Source organism: Tamlana crocina (assembly GCA_040429635.1).
Classification (GTDB): domain Bacteria; phylum Bacteroidota; class Bacteroidia; order Flavobacteriales; family Flavobacteriaceae; genus Flavisericum; species Flavisericum crocinum.
Genome location: CP158972.1, coordinates 41613 through 63121, shown reverse-complemented (window position 1 = coordinate 63121; position 21509 = coordinate 41613). Strand labels below are relative to the sequence as shown.

Here is a 21509-nt window from a genome sequence, read left to right as displayed (position 1 = left end):
ACCTAAAATAATCCTGTTTATAAAAAAAGCGACTTAATTGCCGCTTCTTAATTTATACTGTCATGATTTCTTTTTCTTTGTTGTCAAAGAGTTCATCAACCTTTTTAACGTAATTATCGGTGATTTGTTGTACATCGATTTCGGCATTGCTTTTAACGTCTTCCGATACGTCATCCAGTTTTTTAATATCGTTCATGGCGTCTTTCCTTGCCGTACGGATACTTACTTTGGCGTCTTCAGCTTCGGCTTTGGCTTGTTTGGCCAAGGTTTGTCTGCGCTCTTCAGTTAATGGCGGTACGTTAATGATAATGGTGTCGCCATTGTTCATCGGGTTAAAACCAAGGTTAGCGTAAGCAATACCACGCTCAATTTCCTGTAGCATGCCTTTTTCCCATGGCTGAACGGTAATGGTCCTTCCATCGGGGGTGTTCACATTGGCCACTTGGCTAAGTGGGGTTTGCGAGCCGTAATAATCAACCATTACACTGCCCAACATGGCAGGGCTGGCTTTGCCAGCACGAATGTTAAGAAATTGCTTTTTTAAGTGCTTAATGGCGTTGTCCATCGATTCTTTAGTGCCGTCTAATATAAATTGTATGTCTTCGTTCATCTTTTTAAGCTTTTAGTTGAAAATTAAGTTATTCAAAAATTACGCCAAAACCTATACGTTAACCACTGTACCTATGTTTTCACCAGAAACGACCTTAAGCAGATTCCCTTTGGTATTCATATCGAAAACAATAATAGGCAATTTATTTTCCTGGCTTAAGGTGAAAGCAGTGGTGTCCATTACTTTTAAGCCTTTTCGTAAAACGTCGTCAAATGAAATGGAGTTGAATTTAACTGCAGTGGTGTCTTTTTCCGGATCGGCGTTGTAAATACCATCTACACGAGTACCTTTTAAAATCACATCGGCTTCAATTTCAATGGCACGAAGTACGGCTGCCGAATCTGTGGTGAAATAAGGATTTCCCGTTCCGCCTCCAAAAATAACCACACGGCCTTTTTCCAAATGACGCATAGCTTTTCGTCTTATAAAAGGCTCGGCCACTTCATTGATTTTTATGGCTGTTTGCAATCGGGTTGGAATATCGATATCCTCCAAAGCGCCTTGTAAAGCTAGTCCGTTAATTACGGTAGCAAGCATACCCATGTGGTCGCCCTGAACACGGTCCATGCCCTTGCTGGCTCCGGCAACACCCCTAAAAATATTTCCGCCCCCAATAACTATGGCTACCTCTATACCTTTATCGGTAATGGTTTTAATGTCTTGCGCATATTCGGCCAATCGCTCTGGGTCGATACCATATTGACGACTTCCCATTAAGGCTTCACCAGATAATTTAAGGAGTATTCTTTTATATTTCATAGATTTTTGATGAGATTTCCGCATGCGCGGAAACAGAGTTGTGCAAAACTAAGCAAATTTTTTTTGATTTGAATTTTTAGATATGCTGAAATTGGACAATTTTTTACTGAAATATATACCATTAAGGATATAAAAAAGCCACTATCCTAAAAACAGAATAGTGGCTTTTGTTATTGTAGATTCCTTTTTTGGAGGAATTTATTATCCTACTGTAGCACGTTTGAAACCAGCGATTTCAACTTCACCATAAGATGAGACGTACTCGGCAACAGTTTTCTTTTCATCTTTGATGAACTTTTGATCCAATAAGCATTGCTCTTGATCTAAAGTAGTGTTGTCTGAAACAAAACGTTGCATTTTTCCTGGTAAAATGTTACCCCAGATTTTTTCTGGTTTTCCTTCAGCAGCTAATTGAGCTTTAGCTTCTTCTTCAGCTTTAGCCAATACTTCAGGAGTTAATTGCGCCATAGAAATGTATTGTGGTACATTTTTAAGAGTTTTTCCTAAACGGCCCAATTCGATGTTTTCTTTTTCGATAACAGCGATTCTAGCTTCAGTTTCAGAAGCGACGTATGCTGGGTCGAAATCTTTGTAAGATAAAGAAGTGGCACCCATTGATGCGACTTGCATAGCAACGTCTTTCACTAAAGTTTCAGCGTTGTCAACTTTAGCGGTCAATCCTACCAAAGCAGCAATTTTGTTAATGTGAACGTAAGAACCAACGTAAGGTGCTTCTAATTTTTCAAAAGCGTTGATGTCTAGTTTTTCACCAATTACACCAGTTTGCTCAACTAATTTATCGGCAACGGTCATGCCGTTAAAATCGGCCGCTAAAAATTCTTCCTTAGAGTTGTAGTTTAAAGCAAGCTCGGCCAAATCGTTAGCTAAAGCCAAGAAGTTTTCGTTTTTACCAACAAAGTCTGTTTCGCAACCCAAAACGATAGCAACGCCAGCGGTTTGATCTGCATTAACTTTAGCAACAGCAGCACCTTCAGAAGAATCTCTATCGGCTCTCTTTTCTGCTACTTTTTGTCCTTTTTTACGCAATACTTCGATAGCTTTATCGAAATCGCCTTCAGCCTCAACAAGCGCTTTTTTACAGTCCATCATACCTGCACCGGTAGCTTGTCTTAATTTGTTTACTTCAGCTGCTGTAACTTTTACTGTAGTACTCATAGTGATTTATAATTTAAAAAAGTCGTTCAATTGATTTCCACAAAGAAAAGCATCAAACGACTTAATCATGTTTTGTTAATGTTATTTTATTCTTCTTCGTTTGCGGCAACCGCTTTTTTAGCTTTAGGAGCATCTTTATCAGAAGCTTCTTTTTCAGCTTTACGCTCTGCTAAACCAGTTGAAATTGCTGAAGTTACGTGAGATAAAATTTTATCAATCGATTTTGAAGCATCGTCGTTTGCAGGGATTACGTAATCAACTTGACGTGGGTCAGAGTTGGTATCAACCATTGCAAAGATTGGAATGTTTAATTTTTGAGCTTCTTTAATCGCGATGTGCTCACGCTTAATATCTACAACAAACAATGCACCTGGTAAACGAGTCATGTCGCTAATAGAACCTAAGTTTTTCTCTAACTTAGCTCTTAAACGGTCTACTTGTAAACGCTCTTTTTTAGATAATGTGTTGAAAGTACCGTCTTTCTTCATTCTATCGATAGAAGCCATTTTCTTTACGGCTTTTCTAATCGTTACGAAGTTGGTTAACATACCACCTGGCCATCTTTCTGTGATGTAAGGCATGTTAATATCGCCAGCTTTTTCAGCAACAATATCCTTTGCTTGTTTTTTAGTGGCAACGAATAAAATTTTACGTCCTGAAGCTGCAATTTTAGCAAGAGCTGCTCCGGCCTCATCAATTTTAGCCGCTGTTTTATATAGGTTAATGATATGGATGCCGTTACGCTCCATATATACGTAAGGCGCCATGTTTGGGTCCCACTTACGTGTAAGGTGTCCAAAATGTACACCTGCTTCCAGTAATTCTTTTACTTCTACTGCCATTTTTTAATAGTTTACGTTCTGTTGAATTAGCAATGATTAAGTGGTCATTTTTAAAATTCGCCTCAACCATTTAGATGCTAAACTAATTCTAGTCTTTTCAACTAGTACAACAATAACTGTGTTTAATTTTTGATAATAGTGAAATGCAGCGCCGAAGCGCGGCATTGCAATGAAAATGATATTAACGTTTAGAGAACTGGAATTTCTTACGCGCTTTCTTCTGACCGAATTTCTTACGCTCTACCATTCTTGGATCTCTTGTTAACAAACCTTCTGGCTTAAGGATGCCTCTGTTTTCTGCATCTACTTCGCACATAGCGCGCGAAATGGCTAAACGTACAGCTTCCGCTTGTCCAGTAATACCACCTCCATATACATTTACGGTAATATCAAAGTTGCTTTCATTGTTAGTCATAGTTAAAGGTTGCTTTACTTTGTACTGTAAAGTAGCTGTAGTAAAGTAATTAGCTATGTCTTTTTTGTTAATCGTTATGTTTCCGCTTCCAGCAGCAACATAAGCACGAGCAACAGCCGTCTTTCTACGGCCGATTTTGTGAATTACTTCCATTAATTAAATTCGTTTAAATTGATTGCTTTTGGCTTTTGGGCTTCGTGTTTGTGCTCTGTACCAACAACAACAGTTAGGTTACGGAATAAATCGGCACCTAATTTGTTTTTAGGTAACATTCCTTTTACTGATTTCTCTACTACTCTTGCAGGATCTTTTCCGTACAATTCGGTAGCAGTTAAACTTCTTTGACCTCCTGGATATCCAGTGTGACGAATGTACGTTTTATCGTTCCATTTGTTACCAGATAAAGTGACTTTGTCTGCGTTGATAACAATTACGTTATCACCACAATCAACATGAGGTGTGAAGTTTGGCTTGTGTTTACCTCTTAAAAGTTTTGCAACTTTAGAAGCTAAACGACCAAGCGCCTGACCTTCAGCATCAACAACAACCCACTCTTTATTTACAGTAGCTTTGTTGGCCGAAATCGTTTTGTAGCTTAATGTGTCCACACTAATTGATTTTTAATTATTAAACATTCCTCTCTCAAAAAGAGTTTGCAAATTTACGATTATATATTTGATTACCAAATAGTGAAGCTATATTATTTTAAACCAGATTTTTGGATACCTCAGATTGTGGGAAGCACTGATTTTCTGTTGGTTTAAAATCGATAATTTAATAGATGTTAACAAAACCTGTTAAGCTTGGGTTAAACACACTACTAGCTTTGGGCATTGTAAAGAACATATGTATCTTTAGATAAACGCAAAATAATAACTAAAATAATTTACAAATGGAAGATTTAAAGAAAAAGACCGTTGCAATTTTAGCAACCAATGGATTTGAAGAAAGTGAATTAAAAGAACCTAAAAAAGCTTTGGAAGAAGCCGGTGCCGATGTTCACATTGTTTCTCTTGAAAAAGGAGAAATTAAAGGTTGGACCAACGGCAATTGGAGCAGTGAAACCTATCAGGTAGATAAAACTGTAGATGAAGTGACCCACAGCGATTACAATGCTTTGATGCTTCCAGGCGGGGTAATTAACCCTGACTTGCTCAGAAAAAATGAAAAGGCAATAGGTTTTGTAAAATCGTTTTTTGAAAATAAAAAACCAGTCGGCGCCATTTGCCATGCACCTTGGTTGTTGGCGGAAGCCGATGTATTACAGGGAAGAAAAGTGACTTCTTACGATTCTATTAAAACCGATATTAAAAATGCAGGCGCCCATTGGGTAGATCAAGAGGTTGTTGTAGATGAAGGATTGGTAACCAGCAGAAACCCTAACGATTTGCCGGCATTCAACTCGAAATTGGTTGAAGAGGTTTATGAAGGTAAACACGAAATGCAAACAGCTTAATCCAATTTAAAATAACTATTTAAAGAGCAGAGTCTTAATTTAAGATTCTGCTCTTTTATTTTTACGTATTTTTGCATCGCTATGCAAGAGTTAAAACTTTCAGATTGGTTACCCACCACAAACAAAGAGGTAAAGATTCGCGGATGGGAAGAACTTGATGTTATCCTGTTTAGCGGCGATGCTTATGTGGATCATCCCACATTTGGGCCGGCCGTAATTGGGCGGTTGTTGGAAAGCTTTGGGCTTAAAGTGGCTATTGTGCCGCAGCCTAATGTGAACGATAATCTTCAGGATTTTGTTAAGTTGGGCAAGCCCCGACTGTTTTTTGGGGTTACGGGAGGTTGCATGGATCCCATGATCAGTAACTATAACGCCAATAAAAAACGTCGAGATAAAGATGCTTACACGCCCAACGGCGATATTGGTTTCCGTCCCGATTATGCATCAACCGTTTACAGTAAAATCTTAAAGGAAAAATGGCCAGATACCCCTGTTTTAATTGGCGGGATTGAAGGCTCGTTACGACGGGTTACGCACTACGATTATTGGAGCGACCAACTGATGCCAACCATTTTGGAAACCTCGAAAGCCGATATGTTGGTGTACGGCATGGGCGAACAACCACTTCGTGAAATTGTGCGCTTGCTCGAAAAAGGGGTGCCTTTTGAAAGTATAAACACTGTAAACCAAACGGCGGTACTTTTAAATGATGAAGCCGATATTCCGAAGAACAAAAATTGGGAAGATGTAGAAATTGCTTCACACGAAACCTGTTTAAAAGATAAAAAGGCCTATGCCTCAAACTTTAAGGTAATTGAGCAGGAATCCAATAAATTGGCGGCGCGACGCATTTTTCAGAAAGTAGGGAATAAGATGTTGATGATTAATCCGCCATATCCAACCATGACCGAAGAGGAAATCGATGCCTCTTTCGATTTGCCGTACACGCGTTTGCCGCACCCAAAATACAATAAACGAGGCCCTATCCCGGCCTTCGAAATGATTAAATTTTCCATCAACATCCATCGCGGGTGTTTTGGCGGTTGCAGTTTTTGTACCATTTCGGCGCACCAAGGCAAATTTATCGCATCGCGTAGCAAAGAATCCATTTTAAAGGAAGTCGATACGGTGGCTAATATGCCCGATTTCAAAGGGTATTTATCTGATATTGGTGGCCCAAGTGCGAATATGTATAAAATGAAAGGAAAAATACAATCAATTTGCGACAAGTGTGTCGCACCGAGTTGTATTTCACCAGTTATATGTAGCAATTTAGATACTTCGCACAAACCGCTAACAGAATTATATCAGGCCGTTGATAGCCATCCGAAAGTAAAAAAATCATTTATCGGAAGCGGAATACGCCACGATATGTTGGTGCCGGAATTCAATAAAAATGCCGACCCTAAAGAGTTAGACGATTATACCGAAGAGGTGATGACCAAACACGTGTCGGGCAGGTTAAAAGTAGCGCCCGAACACACCAGTGATCCTGTTTTAAAATTGATGCGGAAACCATCGTTCAGTTATTTCCATAAGTTTAAAGACCGTTTCGATAAAATCAACAACAAGCATAAGTTGAAGCTTCAGTTGATTCCGTATTTTATTTCCAACCACCCGGCTTGCGAAGCTGAAGATATGGCCAATCTTGCTGCCGAAACCAAAGATATGGGCTTCCAATTGGAGCAAGTACAAGGCTTTACGCCAACACCCATGACTGTGGCTACGGTAATTTATTATAGTGGATACCACCCGTACACGCTTCAAAAAGTAAATACGCCGAAAACCCGAAAGGAGAAGGACGAACAGCATCGATTTTTCTTTTGGTACAAAGACGAAAACAAAGCGTGGATTAAAAAAACACTGAACAAACTTGGACGGCAGGATTTGCTTAAAAAACTTCTTCCAGAAAACGATAATTGGCGTAAAAATAAACCGGGTAAACCCAAGCATACTTTTGACGATGCCGTGCCTTTTAACCAAAGGAAAAACAAGATTCAATACAAGAAAAGAAATAAACGAAAGTAAAAAGGGGTTTTAAGGAATTATAATCTACGGACGTCATTGCAGGAATGGCAAATTACAAACTATACTTTACAGCCAAAATAAAATTACGTCCTGCCGCAGCAATACCCGAAGAATAGGTTTTATACCGCTGATCGGTAATATTTTCCAAACTGGCCGTAATGGTAGTTGAGGATGCCAATTGATATTGCGCCCTAAAGTTTAAGGTGTACCACGACGGACTGTACGGATTACCGTTGCCATCGAGCGCATAGATGTAATCCTTTTCGGTTTCTGATGGTGCCATTTCGTTATAGGCCAAATCGCCATTGTAATTGGCAAATAAATCCATTTTCAGTCTACCGAATCGTCCAACCAAATGGGTGTTCCCAAAAGCAGGCGCTACGTGCCTAACGGGCACTTCAATATTTCCTGCGGTTTCTGTTCCGCCAATAATATTGTACTGCGATGCCAAATGCACGTTGTTCGAAAAATTCATTTTCAATCCCACTTCAAAACCATGAATCCACGCTTTTGATGCATTTTGAATGGCCTGTACATCGCTCAATTCGCCATCATAAACCATTTCGGTTTCACCGTTCAAACTGAAATCGCGACGCACCAAAGCATTATCCAAATAGGTGTAGTAGGTGCTTAAATCGAGTAATAACTTATTGTTAAAATTCAACTTCAAACCCAATTCGCCGCCGTAAGCATATTCGGGTTTCAGACTATTATTGGGTACCACCACCGACCCTGGCTCAGAATCGAACACCTTCCCGACATCATCAATGTTGGGCGCTCTAAACGCCGATGAGGCATTTAATCGCCATTGCAATATATTACTTGGCGACCAACTGATGCCGGCAGTTCCGGTAAGTGCAGAAGATTCGTTTTTTGATGAATCAAAAGGAAGGTTCAAATAAGCGTTGTTTTCCGTAAAATCAGCTTCAGAAATCACATGGTTGAACCGCAGCCCCGATTGCAACACAAATTTGGGATTGGGCTTGTATTTAATACTGGAATAAACGGCTGCCGATTGCCAACTGGCCCCATTGGGGTATCTGGAAACCGTGGGGATGATGGTATTCGTTGAGATGTTTTCTTCTTCTCCTTCAGACCAAACTTTGTTGAAAACATATTCCACACCATAAAACATTTCGGTTTTAAGGCTAAGCCTTTTTTCAAAATCTAAATTGAAGGAATAGGCATCAACAGCTTCTTCGCGAACATTACGGGCTGAAGATTGAAAATCGCGGTCCATTCGGCTTTCCTGAAAATTTTGGTAGGCCAAGGTGGCTTTTATTTTATCGTACAAATTTGAACTGCTGCTCAACTTGGTAATCTGCAAGTTGGACATGAGCCAGTTTTGCGGACCGTAATTCCATTCGGCCGAACGTAAAGTGCCACTTCGGTATCGAATCAATCGGTCGTAACGCGGAAAATGGGATGTGGTGCTATAAAACAACCCCAAATCGAAACTTAAATTTTCATAGGGTTGATAGCTTACTTTTTGCATCAGGTTAAGTTGATTGTAGCCTGAAAACCTCTGCACCAAAGGGTTGCTGTTTGTTACAACCTGATCGCCTTCGTTAGTAGTCGAAACAAATTCTGGTCTTAAATACTCGTTTGGGCCGTGGCTTCCCATCCTTAAATCACCAAAATCGGAATAAGTGGCACTGGTAACAAAAGCCCATTTTTTGTAGCTGAGATTAAAATCGAAATGCCCCGTTTTTTCATCGTTTGCCGAGCTGTATCGCACCACAGCATTCGACTGAAACAATAAAGAATCCGACAAACTTAACTTTGGCTTTTGGCTGTAAAACCCCATAACGCCGCCAATGGCGTCGCTGCCGTAAATCACTGAACCGGCACCAAGCGTTACTTCGGTATGTTCAATGGAAAAGGGGTCTATGGAAATGATATTCTGCAAATTTCCACCGCGAAATATCGCGTTGTTCATCCGAACACCATCCACCGTAATGAGCAAACGATTGGTTGAAAACCCGCGTATCATGGGGCTTCCGCCACCCAACTGACTTTTCTGAATATATACCTGCCCCGTATTACCTAATAGATCGGCGCTGGTTTGTGGGTTGGCAAATTGGATGTCGCTCAACGTTTCGGTATTTATTTTCTGTGGAATATCCCTTTTACTCTGTTCGAACTTTGAAGCTGAAATCACTATTTCTCTCAAACCTTGCGTATTCGAAACTAAATATATCCGGTTGGTTTTATCGATATCCTTTTTGGTGAGCATTTTTAAAAGGTGCGACAAATGCTTAAAATAAATCACTTCGTTTTCTGAAAAAATATTGATATCGGCTTCCCCTCGGAAATTAGTTACGACACTTTTCGACTTATCGATATTGTAAATGGCTACTCCCAAAACGGGTTCGTTGGTATCACTGTTCAGGACTTTTATATTTTGGGCATAGCATGATAATGAAACCAGTAAAAAGAAAAGAAATGTAAATTTAAAATTCATGTTCAACTGAAAACTTGGTTCAATATCTGTAGGGATTTTGGCGATCTAAAACTACCTAAATGCAACTCATAATACAATAAAATCTTGCCCAAAAAAGACTGCCTTTGTTTGGCGTTGATTTTTATATCTGATAATGCATCAAATGTTGTGCCCAAGAGGGTTTTTAGCAAAGTTAAATCCTCTCCGTAAATACTGTGCTTGCCACTGGGCTTTAACTCGAACTCGCCTTCCAACAAATTAAAATATTGAAACTCAATGTTAGTTAAGTCTGGGTAAAACCCTAAATATTTGGTAAGCTTCACTAAAAACAATAAATGAAAATTGGAATATTCGGCCTGAGAGTCTAGCCACAACAGTGTATTTTCCAAATAATGGTACAGATTTTCGTTTTGTTCTTCTTCCTGCAACGTACTGGCCAGCACTTCGGAAAGAAACATAACAATAGCGCTTTTTAACACATGGGTATGCAAACTGGAGTAAATACAGTGTGGTTTTGTCTCTTTTATGGATTGCAAACCCCTATTGTTTTTATATGTCGTTACAATTTGTAATTGTGATAACAACTGAAAATAGGCCGCTTTGGAGTTTCCTTTTTTGCTCTTTAAAACACCTCGGAGCAAAAAACTCATCACCCCCAACTTTTGGGTATAACATTTAACGATAAGATCGTTGTCTTTATACCTTAATTTAGAGAGTACAATAGCGTTTGTGGTTACCAACATTAGCGCACCACCATTAGTTTTAAGACTTTGGTTTCAAAGGTATCCAAATCGGAAAGCATGACCAAATAGACCCCAGAGGCCACCAAATTGTTGGCTAGGTTTTTTCCGTTCCAATAAGCCGTTCCGCCATCAATTTCCAAATTGAAACCTTCATAGCGTTGATTGGTTCTAGATTGGGCTTCGGCGACTAAATTACCTTCAATATCAGTAATTTTAATGTTTACATTTTCTGAAATGTCTTTTATTTTCACTTTGTCTTCCACCATATCGAAACCGGGCCTAACGGGATTGGGATAAACATAGGCGCTTTCCAGATCTTCGGTAGTTGAAGAACTTCCCGATTGAAACGACACCAAGCCTCTGGTAGTAGCGATGTACACCATACCGTTATTTTCATCTAAGGCGATATCGCGAACACTATTTGATGGCATCGGTGAGTTTTCTTTTGTAAAATGAAAAATGGTGTTTTGTCCGTTGGGCGAAAACAAATACACCCCGGAATCTACAGTGCCAATCCATTTATTATTAGCGCCATCCACTTTTATATCGGTAATATATTGCTGGAACAGCAGCTCTTTGGCCACGCCATCTTCTTCAATAATGATTTCATCCACCTCTGCCGAATCATCGTCAAAAAAGTTTGAGGTATTGTACAATACACGAATACCTTTTTCCGTGCCAATCCATAGCTGATTTCTATTATCAAGCGCTAGTGCAGTAACAAAAGTAGTGGGCATATTTTCGTCTTCTCTATAAATGGCTTTTATCCCATTTGTTCCATAATTTTCATTGAAGGCCAAAACACCATAGCTATAGCCTGCAGCCATCCATTTTGTGTTATTATTGTCGATTAGTATATCGGCAAAACCATTATTATCAAAAGCTTTAGGAATTATTTCTTTTAAAGGATATGACCGCCATTGGTTGTTTGAGGGGTTGTAAGATTTTAGTTGATTTTCTATCAGTCCATTAGTCAACCATAATAAACCATTGTTATCAAAGGTCGAGGCTCCTACCCGAACATCTATGTGGTTCGGGTCGTTAGGCAAAACCAAAGATTCCAAACCACTGTTTGATTCATTATACAGTACGGTAGGCACATCCTCATTAACCTCCAACAACCCACTAAAAAAAGAACTTATAAACACTTGATTGTTATCCAAAGGGTTTACGGCAATACTATTTAAACATTTGGCTTCTAAAACTTCAGAATACCTATTATTTATCCATCCTCCGTTTTTTAAATGACTAAAACCACGGTTATTCAACGGATAGGGATTGTAATACAAATCGTATTCGCCGTAGGTAACCCACAGTCCGTTGGGTTCAATTTGTAAGGAAAACGGGATATTTAACAACGGCCCATCTGGATGAACTTCTTCAATAGTATCTGGGTTTGCAACGGGCACTTTAAGTATTCCAAAATCGGTTGTACCAATGTAAACATAACCTTCACCAAGCATGGCGCCCGTGTAATTGGTTTCGAAAGATTCGTTGACGGGGATTTCTGCCTGTACACTAAACCCAGAATCATAAACAAAAACCCTATTTGTTGTAGCAACCAGCAAATTCTCGTTCGCAGCTCTTAAATCTCTAGGTACAGCAGAATAAGCTGCCACCTCTGTAATGGCTCCTTGTGAAACTTGATACATTCGGTTATTGGTTCTTGTGGCATACAAATTTTCCTGAAAAGCTTCAACCGCATACCAACTTCCTGAAGTAACCAATTGCCAATTTTGAAAATCAATTAAATTAGCACTATCTACCAAAGCCCGCCTAATACCGTTGCCATCAATACATGATGCATAAACATAATTGCCCAAAATAGCGGTTTGACTCACCTGCACTTGTGCGCCTCCGTCGCCAATAAAATAAGTGTCTCCAAATTCCAAACGCTCTAAATCGAAAACAGAAACACCAAAATTGGTTGAAACATATATTTTGTTTTGATACGCATTGAAATGGTTGATTTTTTTATTTTGGGCCGGAATCGTGGCTTTTTCAATAATATCGACAACCGACAAAACATTATCATCATTATCAAAAACAATTTCAATGAGTCCGTTTTCATAGCCAACCACCAATAATTGATAATCTTCACTGTAATAAATAGTTGAGATGGTTTCGCCCGAAAGCCCGTTAATAGTTGTTATTTCTTCTATCTCGTTGGTATTTGCATCTAAGCTGAAAATCGCATTGGTTGATGCCGCATAAACTTTATTGCCGCCATACGACAAATCTTTAATTTCGTTAAACGAAAAATGACCTTGCCAAAGCGCCGAAAAATCTTGGCAAAACGATAGCAGCGGTAAGGCTATTATAGCAAAAAACAATATTCTTTTAACCATGAGGACTTTTGAAAACTCAAATATATTTATAACTAACGAGTTTTGCTTCAAAATCATATATTTATAACAAAAAAGCTTCCCTTAAGGAAGCTTTCATTGGTTTAATTTAGTTTAGTTGGTTTTGCTTTACACAATACCTTGGGCTAGCATGGCATCGGCCACTTTTACAAATCCGGCTATGTTAGCACCTCTAACGTAATCTACATAGCCATCTTCGTCTTTACCGTATTCCAGGCATGATTTATGGATGTCGGACATAATATCTTTCAACTTATTGTCTACCTCTTCGCGGGTCCATTTATACCTTAGAGAGTTTTGGGTCATTTCCAACCCAGAGGTGGCTACACCACCCGCATTTGAGGCCTTACCGGGCGCAAACAGTATTTTAGCTTTATGGAAAGCCGCAATGGCACCTTTGGTTGAAGGCATATTAGCACCTTCACTCACACAAATACATCCGTTTTTCAACAAAGTTTCTGCATCATTTTTATCGAGTTCGTTTTGGGTTGCACAGGGTAATGCCACATCGCACTTTACGCCCCAAGGCGTCTTCCCTTCGTGGTATTCGGCATTAGGATATTTGTCTAAATACTCACTAATGCGCCCTCTTTTTTCATTTTTTAAATGCATAACGAATTTGAGTTTATCTTCATCGATGCCTTCGGAATCATAAATATAACCCCCTGAATCTGAAAGCGTCAATACGGTTCCGCCCAACTGAAGCACCTTTTCGGCTGCATACTGCGCCACATTACCAGAACCAGACACCACAACTTTTTTTCCTTCGAAATTATCATTTTTGGTCTCCAACATTTTTTGGGCAAAATACACCGTACCGTAGCCCGTGGCCTCTGGACGGATTAACGAACCGCCCCACGACATACCTTTTCCCGTAAGTACTCCCGTAAACTCATTGTTCAATTTTTTATACATCCCGAACAAAAAGCCAATCTCTCTGGCGCCTACGCCAATATCGCCGGCAGGAATATCGGTATTGGGGCCAATGTGCCTAAAAAGTTCACTCATAAAGGCATGGCAAAACCTCATAATCTCATTGTCACTTTTTCCTTTGGGGTCGAAATCGCTTCCGCCTTTCCCACCGCCCATAGGCAGCGTAGTCAAACTGTTTTTAAATACCTGCTCGAAAGCCAAAAATTTCAAAATACTAGCATTTACAGAAGGATGGAACCTTAAACCGCCTTTATATGGCCCTATGGCCGAATTCATTTGAATCCTGTACCCACGATTTACTTGAATTTCGCCATCATCATCAACCCAACACACCCTAAAGGAAATCAACCGCTCTGGCTCAACCATTCTTAGCAGAATGTTTTTGCCATAATATATATCGTGCTTTACTATGTAAGGTATTACCGTTTCGGCAACCTCTTCTACTGCTTGTAAAAATTCGGGCTCATGGCCATTTCTCTTTTTTACGAGTTCCAAAAATTCGTCAACACTTTGTTTCATATATTCTAAATGATATAAAAATTTAATAAAACGTAATTTATTTAAGCAAATATACGTTTTATTCAAAAAAAATGCATTATTTTTTAGAATTTCACAATAAATATTTTTAGGAATTTTCGCGTTATCTATTAATGTTTGTTTCTTTAACTTCTTTTTTTATATTTGTCTGTAGTAACGCCCTCTATAAAAATTAATCCTCTTTATGCTTAACTTAAAATATTTGGCTTGTGGGTTACTATTCTTTGTAAGTTTTCAAACCGTTTTTGCACAATTAGGCTTTTCTCACGAATTAGGTGTTATTGCTGGACCTTTACAATTTAGGTCTGACTTTGGAGTTAGCGACAACTCTGAAACAAACTTTGGAAATTCGGGCTTTGGAGTGGGTGTCGTCCATTACTTAAACTTTGCTTACCGGGCCGATTGTAATTGCTACACTACCGACACCTATTTTAACGACCATTTTAAGTTGAGAAACGAACTCTCGTACAACAAAACCAATCTGGAACATATAGGAAGATGGGTAGACCCCAGTAAAACTAGTGTTGAAGCTCAGCAATTAAGAGGGCACAAAGGCATTGCTGAAAATTTAGACATTGGTACGCAATTGGAATTTTTCCCTTTAAGCATCCGTTCATTCCAAGCCTTTGGATATCGATTTGCACCTTTTGCCAGTTTAGGGGTACATTATACTTATTTTACTCCAGAAGTTAGTACCACCTATGCCAATCCAGACCCTACAGCGGTTGGCGACGTTACCGACCCCAGTAATTTTTATTCAGCCTGGGAGCCCGGTTCGGTGGATGCATCGCCGGGCAGTACATTTTCTGTTGTAACGGGTGCGGGTGTTCGCTATAAATTGGACAGGCTTTCGGATTTAATGCTCGATTTCAGATTTCAATACTACTTTAGCGATTGGGTTGACGGCCTTAATCATCAACTGGAAAGCAATAAGCATAACGATTGGCTAGTTTGGGTTAACATTGGCTACATTTATTATTTAGATTAACCAATGCACGGCATTTCCCTAATATTTGTCCGCTATTGAATTAGCATAATTTTAATATTCCATTTAAACACAATTGTTACCTTTATAGTATAGAACTCGTTTAAACTTTTTCAATTGGCTAAAAAAATTGTCCTTTTTCACCCACTTTTTGCCTTTTTTTCTTTCCGTAGCGATGCTATGCAACTCAAAAAAAGCCTTCAATTGGGCAAAAAACGTCTAATTTCCGCTTCAATCCAAAAAGCTTAAACGAGTTCATAAACAAATCTTTTTATGCTTCAAAAACAACGCTACTTTTATATTCTTATTTTTCTACTCGTTTTATCCTGTAACAAAGAAGTAAAAACAAGCTTTTCAGAAATCAATATCACTACCGAAAACAACACTATTGTTGAAGTTAACATTCCTGAAGCCAAAGGTAAAAAAACTATAACTGAGCAGATAAATTCTGAAATTAGAAAAACCATAACCACGGCATTGCACATTGGTGACCCTGATGATGTACCTTCCATTTCAATTGAAGAAAGTATAAAACGCTTCAATGAGGAATATCAAGGTTTTAAACGTGATTTCCCTGAAACCGAATTACCTTGGGAAGCACAAATAGACGGTGAAGTGGTTTACCAAACACCCGAAATTATTTGTGCGGCCATTACCACTTACACCAATACGGGCGGTGCGCATGGGCTATCAAATATTTCCTTTTTAAATTTTAACGCCACTACCGGAAACAGAATCAGTAACGAAAAATTAATTACTGATCTTGAAGCGTTCAAAAAAATGGCAAAACCGTATTTTGATAAAGCCATAGCCGAAAAAGAGCATGCTATTTTCGATACGGAAGCATTCCAATTACCAGCCAATATCGGTTACACCGAAGACGGACTTGTATTGCTTTATAATACTTATGAAATTGCCCCTTATTCCACTGGAATTATTGAATTCAAAATTCCCTATGAAGAAGCCGAACCTTTTTTAGCGTTTAACCACCTTTAAAAGTGCCAACACATAACCATAGTGGATACCTTCGTGCGTTAATATAAATTGCAAGGCTTCGTCAATATTATTTAACGTGTTGCCCGTTGTAGATACCGTATAAGCATTATAATTGCTAAACGCTCCGTTTTTGTAGTCTTGTTCGGTTTGCTTTACAGTAGAGGACAGCAAACCTTTAATTTCATCGACCTCAGCTTGGCTAACATCGCCTTCTGGCTTGGTGTCTTTTCGGTATTTATTAATTAAATCCGCCGAAATTGATGGTTCCAAACCCGACAGCTTATAAGCCAGTAACTGTTCAGTCACTACAATATGCCCAATGTTCCAAATAATATTATTGTTGAAACCTGCAGGTATTTTGTTTAAGTCTTCTAAAGTATTGGCTTCAATTATTTTTGTAAAAATCTGGCGTGTATTGTGTAAAACCTGAAATGTAAAATCCATCTTAATTTAAATTTTTCGATAAATATAGTTTTAATTTGTTTTTATAAACATAACATGCCATGAAAAAAGTATACTACCTAAAAACCTGCAACACCTGCACACGCATTATCAAAGAGTTGAATTTGCCTTCAGACTTCATCTTACAAGATATAAAAGGCGAAGAAATAACGGCAAAACAGTTGGAAGAGATGCAAACATTGGCCGGAAGCTACGAAAAGCTATTCAGTAAACGCGCTAAACTTTACAAAGAAATGGACTTGAAAAACCAAGATCTTACCGAGCGTGATTTTAAAAATTACATTTTGCAACACTACACGTTTTTGAGCCGCCCGGTAATAATTGTAAACGACCAAATTTTTATTGGAAGTTCCAAAAAAACGGTTGAAGCCGTTAAAGTAACTATCGCCAGCCTATAGTGATTCCGTAGTTTTCCAATATTTTGATATAAGGCAACAATTAAATGTTTTACGTTAAATTAAACCGTTCATTTTGCGTAATTTAGTGATAATCAAGTTTAACACTAAAAAAAATAAATACTATGAACAATAACGGAAGTACATTTTTAGGAATTGTTGCCGGCACCGCATTAGGAGCCGCATTGGGAATTTTATTCGCACCAGACAAGGGCAGTAAAACCAGACAACGAATCGCTGATGAGGCACAAGCCACAAAGGATAAGTTAGCTGAAAAAGCCGACGCCCTAAAAGAGCAAATTGCCAGCACGGCTAGCAGCAAAAAGCGAGATATCAATGAAGAAATTGAATCTATCGTTTCAGATGCTAGTTATAAAGCCGAAGACGTTATTACCGCTTTGGAAAGTAAACTTAAAGCCCTAAAGGAAAAGAACAAAAGACTGCAGAAAACATCGTAATACATGAGTTTACTAGATTCAGTTAGCGAAACAAATGCCCATGCCACAAAAGTTGGCGAAAAGTACCTAAAGACTTCTTACGAGTACTACAAGCTTAAAATTTTTGAGCAATTAACCATCTCCATTGGCATGGTCATGAAAATCATTCTAATAGGTGGGTTTACGCTTATTGGAGTGAGTTTTCTTGCCGTGGCATTGGCACTATCTATTGGCGAGGCGCTCAACAATACAGCTTTGGGTTTTGTTTCGGTTGGATTACTGTTTTTTATCCTTTCGGTAATCTTGTTCCAATTGCGAAAGCACCTCAACAATTTTATCATTAAAAAGCTATCAAAAAAATTCTTTAATTGATTATGAAAATTTATCGAGATTCGGAAAGCATAGAGCGCGATTTAAAGATTTTAAATCTTGAAAGGCAAATTGCTTGGGAAGAAATGAAAAACATAAAAGAGGAATACAAAGATAGCTTGAAGCCTTTAAACTGGATTCAGTCAGGTCTCAAATTGATGGGCAAGTACGGTGGTTTTATGCTATTGAAAAAATTAATGAAATAGAAAAATTAGCAATGTATTAAACAAAAATCCCAACCAGTACTGGTTGGGATTTTTTCATTCATTGAGCTAAAATGAAAACTGTAATTTATAGTTTTACAAAACGCTTAACACCGTGGTTTTCGGTTTTTAAAATATAAACACCCGATGTTAAATCTGAAACCGGAATAGCAGTTTCATTGGTAAACCTTTTTACTTCCTGTCCGTTTATATTAAAAATAGCACCAGATAGGCTTTTGTTGAATTTTAACTGTGAATTCACCACAGGGTTGGGGTAAATTTTAAAATTGTTTTCGGCCACTTCTTGGCTTACGCTTAAAGCTTCATTACCAATTTCAATAATTCCTAAAGAACCACTAACCTCATAACCCACCAAAAGTAAATTTTTGGAATTGGGGCTATCGGCTGCTGGCACAAATTTTATGATTTCAGGAGCCACATCGCCAGAAACTCTATTGTGCTTGTAATAAGTGATAAACTCTACATCTTTTGGGTCGGTAATATCGAACATTAAGATAGCGCTTTGTCTTTCCAACCCAATAAACGCATAAGTGGTCCCTTCAATTTCGGCTACGGCAACAGCTTCGGGCTCGCCACCCTTATCGTCAGATCGGTCATCAAACTCTTCTTCGTCTTCGTTAAACAGTGTTGGTTCTTCAGAAGCAATTTTTTGTCCGAATTGGTCGCCACTATCAAACACAATGTTTCCGTATTGATCAAAAATTGAGAACGATCTTCCGCCGTACGAATAAATTTGCTCGTAAGTACCATCGTTATCGTAATCGCCATTGGCAATGGTGGTTTTTAACCTTCCCAGGTTTTCATTTTCTTGAAGTGATGCAGCATTAGGATAATAGGCTGGATTCAGTGTTAAATCCTTTACGCGCACTTCTTCAGAATAACCATCGTAGTCTCTCGAGTCGCCCTCGTTGGCCGTTACTATATAATTTATTCCGCCAACAGCGTACGAAGTAATAGCATCTGGCATAAACATGCCCAAAGTTGGATGTTGTTTTATATCGATGGCGTCATCTTTGTTCGAAGCATCAAAACCATAATCGTTTGCAAAAGAAATGATACCCAAAACGCTGTTGTCAGTTATTCCTGCACCAGCCAAACCAAAATCGTTATCGTTAATTACTGCAATTTCGTTGTTTGGCAATAACGCGATGCCTTCGGCCTTATCGGAGGATACATAACCGATTGACGGCAAATTAACCACTTTGTTTTTGTGTACGGGAAAAATGTTTTGAGCAGCTATTTCGTCAGCACTCATTTCTTCCAATTCCTTTCCGCCGGAAAGCGATACATTAAGAATATTTGTAGCCTGATTGATGTCGATTTCAAAAACATACTTTTTTCCATAATCGGCATCTGGGCCTTCAGAATCTCTTTCTATCACCAAGAATTTTCCATTTCCGGTATAAACGGCGTCACCAATTTTATCCACTCTTGAAGAAGCATAACCTGCATCTTTGTTTCTTTCCAAAAGGTAAACGTATTCCTCAACAGGCACACCGGTATCGGCATTGATTCCTAAAATCCTGATGACATCCGAATTGTTTCTAACCGCATTCGATGGGTTTTCAATGGGCGATTGTATAAACGCGTAAACCACGTGGTTGGCTTCATTGTAAGCAATAGCCTCAAAACCTCTATTGGCTCTTCTTTTGGAATACACCTCGGGTAAAGTTTCAGCCCCGTAAGTACCTTCGGTTTGTGGTGTGTCGCCTAATAACGATGTGCCTGTTGGTACGTATCGTTCAACTAATGTGCCATTGGCTTGAAATTTATAAATGGCCGGTCTGTACTCATCGCACATCCAGAAATAACCATCTTTGTCAATAAGAATACCTTCAAAATCCCCACCGTAGGCATCGTAAGGTAGCGCATGGTATTCTTCTGAATCGGCCCCTACATAATCAACATTGGCGTAATCTGTAGACGCATCGGTATAGGTTACGGGCACTTCATCAAATCCGGGAATATTTCCCTTTCCAGTAATGGGCGTAGTGCCGTCTTGTCTGGTCAATAAAATTTGCTCGTTCAAAGTAATATCGCCAGTAGTTTTGTTTAAGGTGAATTTGGCAATTCTTCCTTGGTAGTTTGGCAATTTAAAAGGGCGTAAATTTTGTGTCGTTGCCGGTGTTACAGCACTTTTGCTTGTAGTAGCATCATTCGGGCCTCTATCGGGAACAGCGTAAAACACATATTCATTAGCCGTTGAGTTTGCTGCATCGTAAAACAAACCAGAAAAACCGCCCAACATTACAGTAGGCTGGCCTCCATCGTAAACTGGCGTTCCTAAAGTTGGCCAATTTTCTTCCAATTCGTTAACAATGTAACTGCTAACGGTTGGCGTGCCTAAAAGGTGGTTTTTATAACCTAAAGGCAAAATATCTAAAATTGCATTGGTTGTTAAATCCAATACCAACAAAGCATTATTTTCTTGGCAGCTTACAAAGGCTTTAGTACCATCTTCGGTAACGGTAATGTATTCTGGCTCTAAATCTTGTGAAACACTAGCGGTTCCATTATTTCCGAAAATACGAATGCCTTTATTCTTTAACGATTCCTTTTTATCATCGTAATTATTAAAATTGATATGTGATGCAGTTGCCGAAGCTATTCCAGAAGTTAAATCGATAACGGTAATTGAACCTTCTGGGTCTACGGTATAATCATCTGAAGGCTCTCCTTCGTTGGCCACCAAAAGCTTAGAGCAATCTGGTGTAAAGGTTAGCATATCGGGCAAAGCTCCCGCTGTAATTTGCTTGATGAAATTCCCATCCAAATCAAAAAAAACTACCACACCAGGATTTTGCTTTACAGCAGCCTCAACGGCTACGGCTACAAGGTCTTCATGCACGGCAATTGAGTTGGGCCCAGCTCCATAAGTAGATAAATCTACCGATTTCACCAAAACAGGACTGGTTGGCGTGCTGATATCTACAATAGTAAACGTATTTGTAGATGAGTTGGTGAAAAACGCATGCTTGTTAATAGCATCATAGGCTACGGTTTCAGCCGAACCCTCTTCATTGGTCTGGTAAGAAGCCAAGTGCTGCAAAGGGCTCTGAGCCAAACCAGTTGTTGTAATCGCCAGCGCCAATAGGCCAGCCAAAAAAGTAATTTTTTTCATTTTATTTATGTTGGATTAATTGTCCAGTAAATAAAAGTATTACAACACGTTAGGCTATTAACTCAGTTTTATTTTAATATGAAATAATGGGAATAAACTTTAAAAAATTGCAATCTAAAGTTTAATAACATTAAGAAAATGTAAACATCGTCTATCCGATGTTTATTAAAACAAAAAAGTCTTTACATTTTATTGTAAAGACTTCTTGAAAA

20 protein-coding genes are annotated in these 21509 nt (G+C 38.8%); 8 read left to right on the top strand and 12 right to left on the bottom strand.

Translation table 11 applies throughout. From position 1 onward, the window contains the following. Positions 1-52: 52 nt before the first annotated feature. From frr to rplM, 6 genes are all read right to left on the bottom strand, one after another. Entirely contained in the window at positions 53-610 is a 558-nt protein-coding gene (gene frr, locus ABI125_00270; GenBank protein XCF06313.1) for a ribosome recycling factor, read from the bottom strand. A 51-nt stretch (positions 611-661) separates the two neighbouring features. Continuing rightward, a complete protein-coding gene (gene pyrH, locus ABI125_00265; protein ID XCF06312.1) occupies positions 662-1369 on the bottom strand; it encodes a UMP kinase in 708 nt (235 codons plus the stop codon). Between the two features lie 201 nt (positions 1370-1570). Further along, entirely contained in the window at positions 1571-2545 is a 975-nt protein-coding gene (tsf, locus tag ABI125_00260) for a translation elongation factor Ts (protein XCF06311.1), read from the bottom strand. 86 nt (positions 2546-2631) lie between these two features. Then, on the bottom strand, positions 2632-3387 hold the full coding sequence (rpsB, locus tag ABI125_00255) for a 30S ribosomal protein S2 (protein ID XCF06310.1): 756 nt from the start codon (positions 3385-3387) through the stop codon (positions 2632-2634). Between the two features lie 181 nt (positions 3388-3568). Beyond that, on the bottom strand, positions 3569-3955 hold the full coding sequence (gene rpsI / locus ABI125_00250) for a 30S ribosomal protein S9 (protein ID XCF06309.1): 387 nt from the start codon (positions 3953-3955) through the stop codon (positions 3569-3571). After that, positions 3955-4410 carry a 50S ribosomal protein L13 gene (gene rplM, locus ABI125_00245; GenBank protein XCF06308.1) on the bottom strand — a complete coding sequence of 152 codons (456 nt, stop codon included), beginning with the start codon at positions 4408-4410 and terminating at the stop codon, positions 3955-3957. Before rplM ends, rpsI begins: the two co-directional genes overlap by 1 nt. 284 nt (positions 4411-4694) lie before the next feature. On the opposite strand from rplM, the gene ABI125_00240 reads away from it, so the two are divergent. Together ABI125_00240 and ABI125_00235 are read left to right on the top strand one after the other, a co-directional pair. Continuing rightward, positions 4695-5258: a type 1 glutamine amidotransferase domain-containing protein gene (locus ABI125_00240; GenBank protein ID XCF06307.1), complete on the top strand. Its 564-nt coding sequence runs from the start codon at positions 4695-4697 to the stop codon at positions 5256-5258. A gap of 81 nt (positions 5259-5339) precedes the next feature. Further along, on the top strand, positions 5340-7286 hold the full coding sequence (locus ABI125_00235; GenBank protein ID XCF06306.1) for a YgiQ family radical SAM protein: 1947 nt from the start codon (positions 5340-5342) through the stop codon (positions 7284-7286). A gap of 52 nt (positions 7287-7338) precedes the next feature. Here ABI125_00235 and ABI125_00230 read toward each other — a convergent pair whose 3' ends face one another. The 4 genes from ABI125_00230 to gdhA form a co-directional block, all read right to left on the bottom strand. Next, positions 7339-9750, bottom strand: coding sequence for a TonB-dependent receptor (locus ABI125_00230; protein ID XCF06305.1), 2412 nt, complete (start codon positions 9748-9750; stop codon positions 7339-7341). A 2-nt stretch (positions 9751-9752) separates the two neighbouring features. Further along, the gene (recO, locus tag ABI125_00225) at positions 9753-10472 is read right to left on the bottom strand and encodes a DNA repair protein RecO (GenBank protein XCF06304.1); all 720 of its coding nucleotides are present in this window, start codon (positions 10470-10472) and stop codon (positions 9753-9755) included. Continuing rightward, positions 10472-12820, bottom strand: coding sequence for a two-component regulator propeller domain-containing protein (locus tag ABI125_00220; protein ID XCF06303.1), 2349 nt, complete (start codon positions 12818-12820; stop codon positions 10472-10474). Before ABI125_00220 ends, recO begins: the two co-directional genes overlap by 1 nt. A 126-nt stretch (positions 12821-12946) precedes the next feature. Further along, complete coding sequence (gene gdhA / locus ABI125_00215) at positions 12947-14290, bottom strand: NADP-specific glutamate dehydrogenase (protein ID XCF06302.1); 1344 nt, start codon at positions 14288-14290, stop codon at positions 12947-12949. A 202-nt stretch (positions 14291-14492) separates the two neighbouring features. On the opposite strand from gdhA, the gene ABI125_00210 reads away from it, so the two are divergent. Beyond that, on the top strand, positions 14493-15296 hold the full coding sequence (locus ABI125_00210) for a glutamate dehydrogenase (protein ID XCF06301.1): 804 nt from the start codon (positions 14493-14495) through the stop codon (positions 15294-15296). 270 nt (positions 15297-15566) lie between these two features. Continuing rightward, the gene (locus tag ABI125_00205; protein XCF06300.1) at positions 15567-16289 is read left to right on the top strand and encodes a DUF3298 domain-containing protein; all 723 of its coding nucleotides are present in this window, start codon (positions 15567-15569) and stop codon (positions 16287-16289) included. On the opposite strand, the gene ABI125_00200 is transcribed toward ABI125_00205, so the two are convergent. Further along, on the bottom strand, positions 16269-16733 hold the full coding sequence (locus ABI125_00200) for a DinB family protein (GenBank protein ID XCF06299.1): 465 nt from the start codon (positions 16731-16733) through the stop codon (positions 16269-16271). The genes ABI125_00205 and ABI125_00200 overlap by 21 nt on opposite strands. Positions 16734-16792: 59 nt before the next feature. Here ABI125_00200 and ABI125_00195 point away from each other — a divergent pair, with 59 nt between their 5' ends. The 4 genes from ABI125_00195 to ABI125_00180 all read left to right on the top strand — a co-directional run bounded on the left by ABI125_00195 (position 16793) and on the right by ABI125_00180 (position 18158). Next, positions 16793-17149 carry an ArsC/Spx/MgsR family protein gene (locus ABI125_00195; protein XCF06298.1) on the top strand — a complete coding sequence of 119 codons (357 nt, stop codon included), beginning with the start codon at positions 16793-16795 and terminating at the stop codon, positions 17147-17149. Between the two features lie 122 nt (positions 17150-17271). After that, positions 17272-17604, top strand: coding sequence for a YtxH domain-containing protein (locus tag ABI125_00190; protein XCF06297.1), 333 nt, complete (start codon positions 17272-17274; stop codon positions 17602-17604). 3 nt (positions 17605-17607) lie between these two features. Then, the gene (locus ABI125_00185; GenBank protein XCF06296.1) at positions 17608-17955 is read left to right on the top strand and encodes a hypothetical protein; all 348 of its coding nucleotides are present in this window, start codon (positions 17608-17610) and stop codon (positions 17953-17955) included. Between the two features lie 2 nt (positions 17956-17957). Beyond that, a complete protein-coding gene (locus ABI125_00180; GenBank protein XCF06295.1) occupies positions 17958-18158 on the top strand; it encodes a DUF6327 family protein in 201 nt (66 codons plus the stop codon). Positions 18159-18243: 85 nt separating this feature from the next. Here the strand turns inward: ABI125_00180 and ABI125_00175 are convergent, their stop codons facing one another. Continuing rightward, the gene (locus tag ABI125_00175; GenBank protein ID XCF06294.1) at positions 18244-21297 is read right to left on the bottom strand and encodes an esterase-like activity of phytase family protein; all 3054 of its coding nucleotides are present in this window, start codon (positions 21295-21297) and stop codon (positions 18244-18246) included. Between the last annotated feature and the right edge of the window lie 212 nt (positions 21298-21509).

Bases quoted from the DNA above. Each gene is read 5' to 3' on its own strand.
- ABI125_00205 (XCF06300.1), top strand. From the start codon at position 15,567: ATGCTTCAAAAACAACGCTACTTTTATATTCTTATTTTTCTACTCGTT.
- frr (XCF06313.1), bottom strand. From the start codon at position 610: ATGAACGAAGACATACAATTTATATTAGACGGCACTAAAGAATCGATG.
- ABI125_00190 (XCF06297.1), top strand. From the start codon at position 17,272: ATGAACAATAACGGAAGTACATTTTTAGGAATTGTTGCCGGCACCGCA.
- rpsI (XCF06309.1), bottom strand. From the start codon at position 3,955: ATGGAAGTAATTCACAAAATCGGCCGTAGAAAGACGGCTGTTGCTCGT.
- tsf (XCF06311.1), bottom strand. From the start codon at position 2,545: ATGAGTACTACAGTAAAAGTTACAGCAGCTGAAGTAAACAAATTAAGA.
- recO (XCF06304.1), bottom strand. From the start codon at position 10,472: ATGTTGGTAACCACAAACGCTATTGTACTCTCTAAATTAAGGTATAAA.
- ABI125_00230 (XCF06305.1), bottom strand. From the start codon at position 9,750: ATGAATTTTAAATTTACATTTCTTTTCTTTTTACTGGTTTCATTATCA.
- ABI125_00235 (XCF06306.1), top strand. From the start codon at position 5,340: ATGCAAGAGTTAAAACTTTCAGATTGGTTACCCACCACAAACAAAGAG.
- ABI125_00175 (XCF06294.1), bottom strand. From the start codon at position 21,297: ATGAAAAAAATTACTTTTTTGGCTGGCCTATTGGCGCTGGCGATTACA.
- ABI125_00220 (XCF06303.1), bottom strand. From the start codon at position 12,820: ATGGTTAAAAGAATATTGTTTTTTGCTATAATAGCCTTACCGCTGCTA.
- pyrH (XCF06312.1), bottom strand. From the start codon at position 1,369: ATGAAATATAAAAGAATACTCCTTAAATTATCTGGTGAAGCCTTAATG.
- ABI125_00210 (XCF06301.1), top strand. From the start codon at position 14,493: ATGCTTAACTTAAAATATTTGGCTTGTGGGTTACTATTCTTTGTAAGT.
- ABI125_00180 (XCF06295.1), top strand. From the start codon at position 17,958: ATGAAAATTTATCGAGATTCGGAAAGCATAGAGCGCGATTTAAAGATT.
- ABI125_00185 (XCF06296.1), top strand. From the start codon at position 17,608: ATGAGTTTACTAGATTCAGTTAGCGAAACAAATGCCCATGCCACAAAA.
- gdhA (XCF06302.1), bottom strand. From the start codon at position 14,290: ATGAAACAAAGTGTTGACGAATTTTTGGAACTCGTAAAAAAGAGAAAT.
- ABI125_00240 (XCF06307.1), top strand. From the start codon at position 4,695: ATGGAAGATTTAAAGAAAAAGACCGTTGCAATTTTAGCAACCAATGGA.
- rpsB (XCF06310.1), bottom strand. From the start codon at position 3,387: ATGGCAGTAGAAGTAAAAGAATTACTGGAAGCAGGTGTACATTTTGGA.
- ABI125_00195 (XCF06298.1), top strand. From the start codon at position 16,793: ATGAAAAAAGTATACTACCTAAAAACCTGCAACACCTGCACACGCATT.
- ABI125_00200 (XCF06299.1), bottom strand. From the start codon at position 16,733: ATGGATTTTACATTTCAGGTTTTACACAATACACGCCAGATTTTTACA.